Consider the following 12901-nt stretch of genomic DNA (forward strand, 5'->3'; position numbering starts at 1 on the left):
CGTTCTTTTTATTTATTGTGCTACGATAACCATACTTGCACGCAAGACACGATCATGCAGCTTATAGCCCTTTTGCAATACTGTGACGATCGTATCCGCAGGCACATCTTCTGTCGCAGGTACGGTCTGTACCGCTTGATGAAGATTGGGATCGAAAGTTTCTCCTTCAGCAGGAATTTCTTCGATTCCTTCTTCTTTCAACGCTTGACGCAAACTTTCCAACACCATTTCGACACCTTTTTTCAAGTTAGCCGCTTGGTCTTCTTCCACATTTGCTGCCATAGCGCGTTCCAAATTATCGATCGCTGGCAATAATTTTTTGCCCAAATCTTGCGAACGGTATTTTTGCAACAATTCACGTTCATTACGGTTTCTTGCTGTAATATTAGCGATTTCGGCCCGTGCGCGCAGAAATTGGTCTTCTAGTTCATTGTTTTTTTCTTTTAAACTGTCGATCTCGCTTTTTTCTACTTCTGCTTCTGATAGGCCAGCTGCATCGATTTCTTCTTCTGACGGTTCTGTCAGAGGCTCTTCAGTTGTCTCAAGATCTTTTTCTACCTGTTCTTCTTTTTCTGACACTTGCTACCATCCCTTCTATAATTCACTTATTTGATCATTCACTGTTTGCATCTAGTGTGCGATAGTAATCAGCCAATGTCATTGCTAATTCTCGACGAAAGGCATCCATCAGTCCAAACATTCGCGAATAAGGCATACTAGAAGGACCTAATAAAGCAATCGTCCCTTGGCCATGACCTTCAATGTCATAGCTTGCTTGAATCAAACTCATATTTTGGAGTAATTCATTCCCTAGTTCCTGACCAATGCGGATCTGAATCGTGGAGTCTCTCGGTGCCAATAATTGTGTGAGTTCTTCTGCATTTTTCATGAAAGAGTACATCGACTTAAACTGACGAACATCTTGACTTGGTTCAAAATCTAATAGATTCATCCGTCCGCCGACGTAAATTTTCTCTTCAAAGAGATGACTCAACATATCATCGAATAAATCAATGATTCCTTCTGTTGTTTGAAAATACTTGTGCAAAATCATCGGAATCTCTGTTCGCAATCGATGATAGACCGTCATGAGCGGTTCACCCACTAATTTTTCATTGATAATCCGAACCATCTTTTCTAAGTCGCTGCTATCCATCGATGAAGGTAATGAAAAAATCTGATTTTCAACATTGCCTTTATCCGTAACAATGATAGCAATAATTTGTCGTGCATTCAAAGGTACGATCCGAAAGCCAGTCAATTTCCGTTCTTTGACATCCGGTCCTAACGATAATGCGGTATAGCTCGTAAGATTGGATAGGATCGTAGCAGATTGCTGAATGATTTCATTGATTTCATGAAATTCTTTCCCCAAGGAATGGCGAATTGCTTTGATCTCATTTTGATTGACTTTTGATGGTCTTAATAAGTGATCAACGTAATAGCGGTAGCCGGCCATTGAAGGAACACGTCCAGAAGAGGAATGTGTCTTCAATAAGAGACCCGCTTCTTCTAAGGCCTTCATCTCATTGCGGATGGTAGCCGAACTTGCTTCAACCCCATCCTCCATCAATCGTTTGGAGCCCGTAGGCTGACCAGTATCCGTATAATTTTGGATGATGAGGTGTAAAATAGTTTGTTGTCGTTGTGTCAACATCTTATCCACTCCTCCGTTAGCACTCTTTCACATTAAGTGCTAACACGATTATTAATATACCATATTTCCTACGAATGTCAAGAATTTGACACAGATTTTTAGCACTCTTATAGAGAGAGTGCTAATCCACTTCATTGTCAATTAGCTCCAAAAAAAGAAGATCGAAAACAGCTCGATCTTCTTGGTTATTCTTAACTTAATAAAAATTTTTCAAATACATCATTGCCGATAAACATCCCAGACTTTGTTAAATAAACGCGGTCTCCTTCTGAGACTAACCAGCCATTTTTAGAAAGTTCTTCAACGACATTGCCATAGATCGAATCAAAAGAACAGGCAAATTTATTTGAAAAGGCTGTTTTCGATACACCTTGTTTCTTCCGTAATCCAAGAAACATTTCTTCTTCCATTTGATTGCTGGTCGTTAACGATTCTGTTTCATGGATCGGCAGTTGATCTTCCCTCAATGGACGCAGATAGTGCTGGATCGGTCCAAAGTTTTTGTATCTCGTCTGTCCGATATAACCACTCGCTCCTGCGCCAAATCCGTAATAATGTTCATTATTCCAATAAACAAGATTGTGCTTAGACTCATATCCTGGCCGGGAAAAATTACTGATCTCATATTGCGATAAGCCAGCTTTAGCCATTGCAGTGATGGCTTCTTCAAACATTTGTGTCTCAGATTCCTGAGAAGGCAACTCCATTTTCCCTTGCCTAACCCAATTCATGAACATCGTTTTGTTCTCTAAAATCAGTGAATACATAGCATAGTGAGGCAAACCCAAATCAATCGCTCGTGTTAGCGTATCTCGAAAACTTTCCATCGTTTGTCCAGGTAAAGCATAAATCAGATCGATCGTAATATTTTGAAAATCATGTTTATCTAACAACCGAATCGTTTGATAGACATCCTCTGCCGTGTGCTTGCGGCCGATTTTCTTTAACAAGCGGTTATCAAAAGTCTGCACCCCCATCGACAACCGATCAATGCCCAGATTTTTCAAAACTAGCAATTTATCTTCCGTTAAATCCCCAGGATTGGCCTCTACCGTAAATTCTTTGGTCGTTTGCGTGGGCAGTAATTCATGTATGCCTGTAATCAGAAGGTCTAGCTGCGCAGCCGAAAGGGAAGTCGGCGTTCCGCCGCCAATATAAATCGTCTCACAAGTAGTGATTGGTTGTTTGCTCACCGTTAGAGCGATTTCTTTCAGCAAACACTCGATGTATTCATCAACCGGTTGCCCTTCTAAAAAAACTTTATTAAAGTCACAGTAATAACAAATATGTTCACAGAATGGGATGTGAATATAGGCAGAAGTACTGGTGGGAAGTGTATTGATTGGAATCTTATTCATGTTTTGCATATTTTTATTCCTTTCAGAGATCAAATCAACGTTCAACTGCACAAATACGGCTCGCAGCAAATGAACCTGATCCGAGGTATATCCGCTCCCCATTCTATCATAAGTAAGATTATCTCGAAACGCCTCTGCATTAAAAGTAGTTAGAAGCAGATCTCACTGCTATCCGTTAATAAGAATACAATCGCATGCGCAAAATTTTAAAATCTTCACCGATAAATGGGAAATAGGCTTCATCCCCATTCAGGCGACGATTTGTCCGCCATTGCCCATCTTGTAGACCCCCCTCTTCTAAAGAAAGGATACCTAAAGGATTAGAACCCTGCTGCGCTTGCAGATCCAATGCGAAATTAGCACCGGTGAGATAGTAATATTCTTTGTGTTTAATGATCAGACCTGCGGAATTGATCATTTTGTCTCGAGAAAATAATTTGACTGCCCAGCGATCCTGACCATTTTCATACACAATTTGGTTCTGAGCCCCTTCTTTTTTAAATGAGAAGATTTGAGCTTCCTGATCTTGCAACAGTGGCTCAAGGGCGGCGATGATTCGATACCCTTGGTTTAAATGAGGCAGTGTATCGGAAGAATCAAAGGCGTCTTTCGCTAATCCTAACTGGGATAAAAAGCGGTAATCCTGACTAGTATCATCCGTTAGAAGATCTTCGATACCAAAAGGTGAATAGCCGATTGCTCCTTGACCAAAAGCATAAAATAGATTCGAAATATATCTTTTGTCAATTCGGGTTTCCGGAATTAACAACGGCTGATCATTCCCGTATTCCGCGATGATCGGTTTGATTTCTTCTTCGTAAATATCTGGGGCAATAAAATCCAACTGAGAGGCAATAACTTTCCAAACTTGCCAAGTGGTGGATACAGCGCCACCACTAGGATATTCTCCCGGCCGCCTGTCTGGCTTTTTGAGCCATACATTCGTAAATAACGGCAACGCTAAACGTTTTCTTGCAATCTTTGCATAGTCTTGGATTGCTGCGGCATAATGATATGCCATAAACACTTCATCCCCAAAGGGTACTTCTGACCATTTTTTAGCTCCAGGATAGAGGTTTCTGATTTCTTGCGGCAACGCCATCTGATAGACTTTTTCTGCTGCTGACGAATGATCACGACTAGTGCCAAGACTACCAATCTCGTTTTCAATCTGCACCATTCTGATAAAGGCCCGCAAAGGATGGCTTCCCAAGTAGTCGCAGATGGCGGCAAAGGCTGAATGAGCCTGTGCTATCACATCTTGACATAGCGGACTATAACTATTCATCTTGTTTCCGTCGCTATCCTCTATGCGAAAATATTTGGGATCCGTTTTGATCCATTCAGGAACATACGTGGATAAGCCATTCTTCCAAAGGCCAAACCACAAAAAAATCACATCGATTTTCTTCTCAGCGGCATTTTCCAAATGGGAATCAATTAATGAAAAATCAAACTGATTAGGCTGTGGTTCGATCAGCTCCCAATAAATAGGTATCAAAAGGGTATTGATCGCAACTTTGTCAATCTTGTCCCATACTTTTTCCTCCATGTAAGCGATAGAGGAAGCAGTGGAGTTATGGACTTCTCCTCCTAGTATCAATTTTTGAGAATGCTGTCGTTGTTTCATCATTGTCCTCCTTTTTCTTCTCAGACAGATAGTCACGTTTTGATCGACTATCCCTCTCAGGTAGTTGCAAGCGTTTTTAGTCGTAATTCTATTATAGGAATCTTCTAAAATAAGGTATACTAAAAAAAGAGAATTCATACTAAAAAAACAGAAATGAGGTTTTTGATGAATCGAGCAGCACTAGAATCAATTGTGAAAAAACTCTACGATAAATATTTGATTCCTTTATTTATCTTCGATGAAAAACAGCAAGTGGTGATTCCTCGTAATTCCTTCATAACTGATAAACAAGTGGCGGAACATTTTTTCCTTACCAGCCAATCGACTGAATTGGATGTGGTGACGTTTTTTGAAGGAGATGACTTTTTTTTCAGCGGCTTTACTTGTGATCTACCAGATTCTTCAATTGGCAATGTGCTGATTGGACCTTGCGGGATATTAGGTACTAACAAAAGATCATTTCCTTTTCAAGGATATGATTACATTGCTGGGGTCCATTACTCGAAAGAAAGTCGAGAATCTTTTGTCGCTTTCGTTGAATTGTTTTACACGATCCTAAAAAGAGCCATCCCTGATGCCAACAAGTTTCGTTGGAGCGTTCCAGAGAAACAAGCAAATTCCAATACGTCCACCCTATTAGAAGAAAATCTTTATCAACGACGGTTAGAGGATCCTTATTTGGACTCGTTTGAATTTGAGAAACGTTACGTAGAGGCTGTACGCCGAAATCAACCCGAAAAAATTCTTTGGCTATTCCATAAAATGAGCAGCACCTACAGCGTCGAACTAGCAAACAACAAGCTAGAAAGTTTGAAATACAAGTATTCAGGATTGATTACCATTCTAACTCGGGTCAGTATCAATGAAGGCGTTCCGGTGAGTCAAGCCTATGGGTTATCCGATACACTACTCCAAAAACTACAAAATATTTATGACGTTCAGGAATGTTTGACCCATATTCAGGAAAGTACTTATCATTTCATGAGGTTGATTCATGCATTTCCTACCCAGAAAAGTTTTTTGATCAGAAGTCTCATCAATTACATTGATACGCATATTTACGATAAAATTACATTAAACGATTTGGCTGAATTTACTGAAAAACACCCCACCCATCTGAGCACAGAATTCAAAAAACATGTAGGCCAAACGATCCACACCTATATCAATCTGCAGAAAGTAGCGGAAGCAAAGCATTTGTTAGTGTTTACTGATTATAGCTATAAAGAAATAGCTGCATTGCTTCATTTTTCGAATCAAAGCCACTTTATCCAAGTATTCAAGCAATTTGCGATCATTTCTCCTAAAGAATATCGCAAAAACTATTTCTCAAGTGTCTTTTGTTCAACTGATAGTTGATGGATCAACTTATAAACTCTCTCTAAACAAGGTTGTTAACCGTCTTTTTCTGCCCTCCATAAAAAAAGGAGTGGATTTCTCCACTCCTTAAAAGACTCATGTTTTGGGTTAACTACTGCTCACAGTAATTTTTTGCTAACAACGACTTATTTAACTAGGTCTGACCTTCGCATGCTATAGTGAGAAAAAAAGCTCTTCAGGCTATACGTTTTACTATCATTGAATAAACATCCGCAAGAGCGAAATCAGATAACGAATCAATCGATAGATCAAAAACAAGAAAAACAGGTTACCTAAAATAAAGCGGAAGCCATTTCCAATGGAGGCACGAAACGAGCGGAAACTAAAGTAACGGGACCATTTGCTAAAAGTAGTTTGTCCATTTCTTCTAATGCGATAGGCTTCATCATAAGTATTCTCCAACATATCATAGTAAAAGATAAAAAGAGGTTGTTTAGGGAAAAATGCTTTTTTGAATCCTGCCATCAACGTGTACGTTTTATTAGCAGACGGAAAATTCCGATTGCCGTTTTTCTTGATTCGCACTTGCTGCCCGTTTTTATTTTTGGCAGCATAATAATCTTCAAATTCTACGATTTGATAAATGATCGGTTCGCTATTTTCTTGTTCAAATTCAGCAATTATTTGATCGACTTCTTGCCAACGTAGATAAAGCCAAGCAAACAACACGAGCAAAACAGCAATCAAAAACAAGTTTAGTAGAAATCCCTCTTGGATCAGCGCTAGATAAGCACAAATAATCAAAAGAGCGATTCCAACAACAATCATTCTTCGTTGGAAATAACTGCGATACATTTGTTCAAAAGATCGCCGATAATAGGCAAAGTCATCTTTTACAAAATTCATGATCGTCCCACTTTCTGAAAAGATTATTTGGTTCAATTTATCAATATCTTGTGAAAATGTCAATTTGTCTCTCGAGTGATCGTTTTTTTATTTAAATAGAATCATTTCCCTTGACTTCTTATAGGCTACTCGGGTTAAAGTAATAGATAGGAAAACGCTTTTAAAAAAAATAGAAAGTTGGGAAACTATGAGTCTACTGAATGAAACATTCACACTGAAGAATCAAATCAAAATACCAAAGATCGGATTGGGCACTTGGCAGTCCTCTCCGGAAGATGCCTATCATGCGACAAAATTTGCTCTTGAAAACGGCTATCGTCATGTGGATACTGCTGCTGCCTATAAAAACGAAGCGGCTGTGGGCAAAGCCCTCCGAGATTCTGGTGTTCCTCGAGAAGAGATATTCGTTACGACAAAAATTCCTGCTGAACTGAAGTCTTTTCAAGAAGCTGTCGATAGCATCAAACGCTCAATGGCAGAGCTTGACACTGAGTATATCGATCTTGTTTTGATCCATGCTCCACGACCTTGGAAAATCATGCGGGATAATCCGGAGCAAAAAAAATATTTCGAAGAAAACATTGATGTCTGGAAAGCACTGGAAGAAGCGTATCAAAGTGGTTTGATCAAATCGATTGGTGTTTCCAATTTTGACCAAGATGACCTGCAAAATATTTTTGACCATTGCGATGTGAAACCAATGGTCAATCAAATCATTTATCATATTGGAAAAACAAATGAAGAGTTGCTGCAATTCTGTAAAGACAACGACCTTTTAGTGGAAGGTTATTCACCAATCGCGACTGGTCGCTTGCTGGATAATGCCGACATCAAGAAAATTGCCGAGAACTATCAACGCTCGATCCCTCAATTATCTATTCGTTATCTATTGCAAAAGGACATTTTACCATTGCCAAAATCCGTTCACGAAGAATATATTTTGGATAATGCAAAAGTTGATTTTACCATTTCCGATGAAGATATGGCCTTTTTAGATCAACTCTAAACGTCCCTAACGCAAAAAATCGCTCACCTGCAAAATGATCAACTTGCAGGTGAGCCTTTTTACGGTTGTTTTATACTAATTGTTCAAAGGTTCCCCAGACTTTCACGTTTTTTTTATCGACCATCACTTTTCCTTTAGCGATCACCGTTTCAACATCTAGCGTATCTTGATTCAACAGGCAAAGATCGGCATCCATTCCAGGAGCGATCCGGCCTTTTTGAGCCAACTTCAAAATCTTTGCTGGATTAGAAGTAATTGCACGCAATGCAATCTCCAAAGGAATCTGTTCTACTTGTACAGCTTCTTTGATTCCTACCATTAAAGCTCGGGAACTGCCTACCCCAAGCCCAATGAATTGATTGTTTTCATCAAAGTAAGGCAGACTTCCTTGACCATCCGATGTCATGGTGAATTGATCCAACCCGATACCTTCGTCTAACAAACGTTTTAGCCCTTTACTAAAGCGAACTTCATCATCTTCTCTTTCCCAAAAATCAGGATCTTCACTTGCGGTAAAATCGATGGTACCGCCCATTTTAGCAAAAGCGATACTTGCTTCAAACAACTCACTTGTCCGATTTGCATGAGTCGGTAAAAATTGACTAATAGGGATCTCAGTCTCCTCCACAGTTTGTAGCAAGAGTTCGTATTGTCGCTTGCCACCACCTAAATGCACATTGATGATCCCTGCTTTTCCTGAGAGCATGCCCCCTACTCGAGCATCTGCTACAGCACGAGTAAATTCTTCAAAACTAGGTTGTGAAGAACGGTGATCTGAGACCGCAATTTCACCAATGCCAATCACTTTGTCGATCGTCAAAAAGTCCTTGATCAATGAATCCGTCACTGGATCAAGAGGCAATCGATACGAACCGTCATAGACATAAGTCGAGATTCCTTCCGCTTCTAAACCTTTGGCTTTGCTGATCAATGCCACCATATCACGCCCAACACCATCGGTTCCTAAACAGCCGACAACCGTTGTGACTCCAGCAGTTGTTAGCTGGCTAAGGGTTACTTCAGGCGTTCGGTTCTGGTAGCCCCCTTCCCCGCCACCACCTAAGATATGGAAATGGCAATCGATGAATCCGGGTGTCGCAATCAATGAAGAACCATCGATTTCTTCGACAGTTAGTTGATCAAAGCCGCCACTGATTTGATCTTCGATGGCAACAATTTTGTCATTGATCACTAAAATATCTTTCTTTCCTAAATATTCTGGTGCATAAACTTCCGCTTGACGAATAAGTTTCATTCTCGCAGCTCCTCTCTTATTGCAGACCAATCGCTACAGCGATAAAGATAAAGATCGTACCTAACACAAACAGAAATCCTTGCATTTTAATTTGGAACTTCGCCCATTTTGCCCATTCGATTCGGGCAACGCCAAGCACACCGATCAAACTGGCAGATACTGGAGTGAATGCATCCATGAATCCGGAACCTAATTGATAAGCTAAAACGGCGATCTGTCTGGAGACACCCACAAGATCAGCTAATGGCGCCATGATCGGCATTGTCAATGCTGCTTGACCTGAGTTCGAAGTAACAACTAAATTAAATAAGCTTTGGAAAATATACATGAACCAAGCACCAATAAAGGCTGGCACACCGCTTAGCAATCCGCCGATGCTGTGTAGGATCGTATTCAACGCTGAAGGCACATTGGCATCAGAACCACCTAGAACAAGCAGGATTCCTTTTGCCATCCCAACAACAATCGCTGTTCCGGCCAAATCAGCTGCACCTGATTGAAAAGCACTTGCTACATCGTTCAAGCCCATGTCTTCTAACTTAAAGATCACAGCAATCAGGCCTGCACCTAAGCCCATCACGAAGAACTGTGAAGCAATTTCTGGAATATAGTACCCTTTTTGTGTTACTCCCCAGACGATCCAAATCAAAACTGCCAGCATTTCAAGCAAAATCAGTTTATGCCCCAAAAGAAACGGCTTGTTTTCATCAGATGTCTTCTGGATATGGTCGCGGAAATAGGCATCCGATTTGTAAGTCAATGATTTCTCCGGATTCTTACGAATACGTTCTGCATACACCATCAAATATGCAGCTGATAAGCCAGTAATGACTACCCACATGATAATTCGGAAAGTTGCCCCTGAAAGAACTGGGATACCCGCGATCCCTTGCGCAACCGCCACACTAAACGGACTCATCCAAGAAGTTGCATTTCCGATTTGCGAGGCCACATAGGTGACCGTTACCGCCACGATCGAATCATACCCAAGTGCGATCACAAATGGCACCATGACCATAGAAAAAGGAATTACTTCTTCCGCCATCCCAAAAGTTGCTCCTCCAAATGAAAAAGCAAAGAATAAAAGCGGTAAAGCCAATCGTTCTAATCCTCGTGTCTTACTGATAAAGGCAAAAATCCCAGCATCAATCGCTCCGGTCTTCATAATGATCCCAAATGCGCCACCGACTACTAAGATCAACGCAGCGATCCCGACAGCGGAACCATATTTATCTCCTGAAACCAATCCTTCAAACACAAAGTTCAAGAAACCAAAACCGCCAAAATCATCTGTTCCCCAAACCTTTGCTGTCTTATGAAGTTTTTCTGATGTATCATAGATTTTATCTCCATATAACTCATAAAGAACATCATCCGTTAGGGAGAGCTCATCGAGCTTTTCTTGATCAAGTTTCGACTCCCCTTCGTCTAGCACACTTTGCAGTGCTGCTTGATCGACACCCAATTCTTCTAGCTCTGCTGGATTTTCTTCTAAATTCTCTAACTGCTCGAAGACAAAATCGGTATTAAGCGGATACGCATAACGGAATGAATCTTGTTTCAAAACCGTTCGCGTGCTCACTTCACCATTTGCATCAACATATTCAATCTCTTCCGTACTGAATTTTCCGGCAGGAATCAGAAATGTCAATACCCATGCTACCAGCACTACGCCAAAAATGATCACATACGTGTGTGGCGTTTTCATTTTTGTTAAATCTTTTTTCTTTTTCACCAATTTTCTCCCTTTCACCTTATACATTGACTGCATAAATTATCATTTCCCATCTTTTTTAGTATAGCGGAATTTTGCCCTTTACTCATTGGGAAACCATTAGAATTTGTTGTAAATTCTAGCGAAATAAGCTAGGAGAACACTGATGTACCAAACAAGTAATAGACAAGAAAAAGTCTTCAAGACAGTAAAATATCTTGAAGACTTTTAGGTGATGCATCTTCTATTTATTCACACGTTTTGCGATCATTGGTAAAATCAGTCCAATCAAGATAAAGATGATCGGTGTGATGATATTCAATGACAATTGGAACAACCAAGCTTTTGGATCAGCAGCATAATCTAATTTTGGTACCATCCCTAAGATACAAGCAAATGCTGTAAATAAGAAACACCACAAACCAATACCAAAGCCTAGTTTTGTATTTTTAACAAACTTATAATCTGATGAGAATCGATGGGCTTGTTTATTGATCAGCATGAAGGCTACAAATACCCATAAGTAACGTAATGGCATCACAACCGAATTCAAGTTCAACAACCAGCGATACAATTCAGTCATATTTCCGATACCTAACGCAGGAATGATGATCAAGATGCTGACTAAGATCCCTGTCATGATATATCCATTGATCGGTGTACCTTTTTTGTTCAATTTTGCCAAACCATTTGGTACAAATTCTGGATCTGCATCAGAAAGCAAAATTTTCAACGGCGCATCAATAGAAAATGCTAATGCTGAAATTTGCGCTAATGCATTGGCGATCGAATAAAGAATCACAAATGTATTGCCAATCCCATAGAAATTGCCAAGACGTTGGAATGCTTCATAAGCGCCATTTACCATCAAATCTTTAGGAATATTGTTTGCATCGAACAGCATCCCCATTGCGATTGATCCTAGTAACGCACATAAAGCGACCATTCCGGCTAAAAAGATCATTCCTTTAGGAAATTCTTTGGCAGGGTTTTTCGTGTTATTAACGTAAGGCGAAATTTTTTCACAGCCACCTACCGCAAACACCAGCATCGAAATCGTCGTTAAGTAAGTAAAATCGAATTTAGGAATATAAGTTGAAACAGTTGTCATATTTGGTGTTGCTACTTGAGCTCCAGTCATCGCTGGTGCTGTTACTGCTAAAATAATAAATAAGATCGACATGACAAACATCGCTGTTCCGGCAATATTACCGATCATCTTCAATGTAGTCAATCCTTTAGATGCGATCCATAAAAAGAAAAGAAAAATAGCTAAACAAATTAATGAGACTTCCATTGATCCGACAGTCGATACGAAAGAGCCGTTTCCTTTAAATAACCAACTCAATGATACCAGGATCCCTTGTGGTTTTTGTGCGAGATATGGGACGTGAACGACCCAGTAAGTCCAAGCAGCGAAAAAGGCCAATCGTTTGGTTGAAGTTTCTTTGATCCAAGAGGATACACCACCGCTTGATTCCTTGAACGTTGATCCTAGTTGACCTACACTCAATGCGTAGGGAACAAAGTATAATGCCATGATCAAGATCCAAGATACAACAACAGTCAATCCCTGTTGTGCATAGTTGTTCACTACATTTCCGAGTCCCCAAACAGAGACAAACGCCATTAGCGCAATATTATACCAGCGCAATTGTTTCTCGTTCATTACTTTCTCCTTTAAACATATGATTTCAGTGATCGAACCGAATTCTCGAATGATCATGATTTCCATGTATCGAGCAAAGTTTATTTGTAAGTCGAATGAGCTGTCCACAACGCTTTTTCACTTCTAACGAACTTCTCGATAACTGTCATTAACATTGACCAGAAATGGAATAGAATATCATTTTTTTGACCATTCATTTCGTTTCAGTCATCACCTCATTTTAGAATAAACCCCAAAATTATTTTGGTCAAGAGAAAATAATAACAATTTTCATCGTTTTTTAACAATGGGTTAAGCGATATATAAATAACGAGATAAAAACCATTATTTAGATTAAAATAACTCCTATTGCGTTCCGTTCCTTTACTGGAAATTAGCGCCTAAAC

The 12901-nt window shown here is 39.9% G+C and carries 10 protein-coding genes; 2 read left to right on the forward strand and 8 right to left on the reverse strand.

What is annotated here, in order from left to right; genetic code table 11:
- Nucleotides 1-12: 12 nt before the first annotated feature.
- The 4 genes from grpE to EGX73_RS13960 form a co-directional block, all read right to left on the reverse strand.
- Nucleotides 13-579 carry a nucleotide exchange factor GrpE gene (gene grpE / locus EGX73_RS13945; protein WP_003126396.1) on the reverse strand — a complete coding sequence of 189 codons (567 nt, stop codon included), beginning with the start codon at nt 577-579 and terminating at the stop codon, nt 13-15.
- Nucleotides 580-613: 34 nt separating this feature from the next.
- On the reverse strand, nt 614-1657 hold the full coding sequence (hrcA, locus tag EGX73_RS13950; protein ID WP_003126395.1) for a heat-inducible transcriptional repressor HrcA: 1044 nt from the start codon (nt 1655-1657) through the stop codon (nt 614-616).
- A gap of 191 nt (nt 1658-1848) precedes the next feature.
- Nucleotides 1849-3024 carry a radical SAM family heme chaperone HemW gene (hemW, locus tag EGX73_RS13955; RefSeq protein ID WP_172956418.1) on the reverse strand — a complete coding sequence of 392 codons (1176 nt, stop codon included), beginning with the start codon at nt 3022-3024 and terminating at the stop codon, nt 1849-1851.
- A 166-nt stretch (nt 3025-3190) separates the two neighbouring features.
- The gene (locus EGX73_RS13960) at nt 3191-4645 is read right to left on the reverse strand and encodes a DUF5597 domain-containing protein (protein WP_236550262.1); all 1455 of its coding nucleotides are present in this window, start codon (nt 4643-4645) and stop codon (nt 3191-3193) included.
- A 165-nt stretch (nt 4646-4810) separates the two neighbouring features.
- Here EGX73_RS13960 and EGX73_RS13965 point away from each other — a divergent pair, with 165 nt between their 5' ends.
- Complete coding sequence (locus EGX73_RS13965) at nt 4811-6004, forward strand: AraC family transcriptional regulator (protein ID WP_123867018.1); 1194 nt, start codon at nt 4811-4813, stop codon at nt 6002-6004.
- Nucleotides 6005-6220: 216 nt separating this feature from the next.
- Here EGX73_RS13965 and EGX73_RS13970 read toward each other — a convergent pair whose 3' ends face one another.
- Nucleotides 6221-6871 (reverse strand): hypothetical protein, encoded by a 651-nt coding sequence (locus tag EGX73_RS13970; protein WP_029486756.1) that lies wholly within the window; start codon nt 6869-6871, stop codon nt 6221-6223.
- Between the two features lie 187 nt (nt 6872-7058).
- Here EGX73_RS13970 and EGX73_RS13975 point away from each other — a divergent pair, with 187 nt between their 5' ends.
- The gene (locus EGX73_RS13975; RefSeq protein WP_029486755.1) at nt 7059-7877 is read left to right on the forward strand and encodes an aldo/keto reductase; all 819 of its coding nucleotides are present in this window, start codon (nt 7059-7061) and stop codon (nt 7875-7877) included.
- 70 nt (nt 7878-7947) lie between these two features.
- Here EGX73_RS13975 and iadA read toward each other — a convergent pair whose 3' ends face one another.
- The 3 genes from iadA to EGX73_RS13990 form a co-directional block, all read right to left on the reverse strand.
- Nucleotides 7948-9132: a beta-aspartyl-peptidase gene (gene iadA, locus EGX73_RS13980; RefSeq protein ID WP_096711060.1), complete on the reverse strand. Its 1185-nt coding sequence runs from the start codon at nt 9130-9132 to the stop codon at nt 7948-7950.
- Between the two features lie 16 nt (nt 9133-9148).
- Nucleotides 9149-10840: a putative basic amino acid antiporter YfcC gene (gene yfcC, locus EGX73_RS13985; protein ID WP_227760841.1), complete on the reverse strand. Its 1692-nt coding sequence runs from the start codon at nt 10838-10840 to the stop codon at nt 9149-9151.
- 250 nt (nt 10841-11090) lie between these two features.
- Entirely contained in the window at nt 11091-12515 is a 1425-nt protein-coding gene (locus EGX73_RS13990; RefSeq protein ID WP_003126386.1) for an APC family permease, read from the reverse strand.
- Nucleotides 12516-12901 lie beyond the last annotated feature (386 nt).

It is taken from the genome of Enterococcus sp. FDAARGOS_553, assembly GCF_003812305.1.
Lineage (GTDB): Bacteria > Bacillota > Bacilli > Lactobacillales > Enterococcaceae > Enterococcus_D > Enterococcus_D gallinarum.

Excerpts from the sequence above, each read along its gene's own strand:
- hrcA (WP_003126395.1), bottom strand. The coding sequence starts at position 1,657 with ATGTTGACACAACGACAACAAACTATTTTACACCTCATCATCCAAAAT.
- hemW (WP_172956418.1), bottom strand. The coding sequence starts at position 3,024 with ATGCAAAACATGAATAAGATTCCAATCAATACACTTCCCACCAGTACT.
- EGX73_RS13960 (WP_236550262.1), bottom strand. The coding sequence starts at position 4,645 with ATGAAACAACGACAGCATTCTCAAAAATTGATACTAGGAGGAGAAGTC.
- EGX73_RS13965 (WP_123867018.1), top strand. The coding sequence starts at position 4,811 with ATGAATCGAGCAGCACTAGAATCAATTGTGAAAAAACTCTACGATAAA.
- EGX73_RS13970 (WP_029486756.1), bottom strand. The coding sequence starts at position 6,871 with ATGAATTTTGTAAAAGATGACTTTGCCTATTATCGGCGATCTTTTGAA.
- EGX73_RS13975 (WP_029486755.1), top strand. The coding sequence starts at position 7,059 with ATGAGTCTACTGAATGAAACATTCACACTGAAGAATCAAATCAAAATA.
- iadA (WP_096711060.1), bottom strand. The coding sequence starts at position 9,132 with ATGAAACTTATTCGTCAAGCGGAAGTTTATGCACCAGAATATTTAGGA.
- yfcC (WP_227760841.1), bottom strand. The coding sequence starts at position 10,840 with ATGAAAACGCCACACACGTATGTGATCATTTTTGGCGTAGTGCTGGTA.
- EGX73_RS13990 (WP_003126386.1), bottom strand. The coding sequence starts at position 12,515 with ATGAACGAGAAACAATTGCGCTGGTATAATATTGCGCTAATGGCGTTT.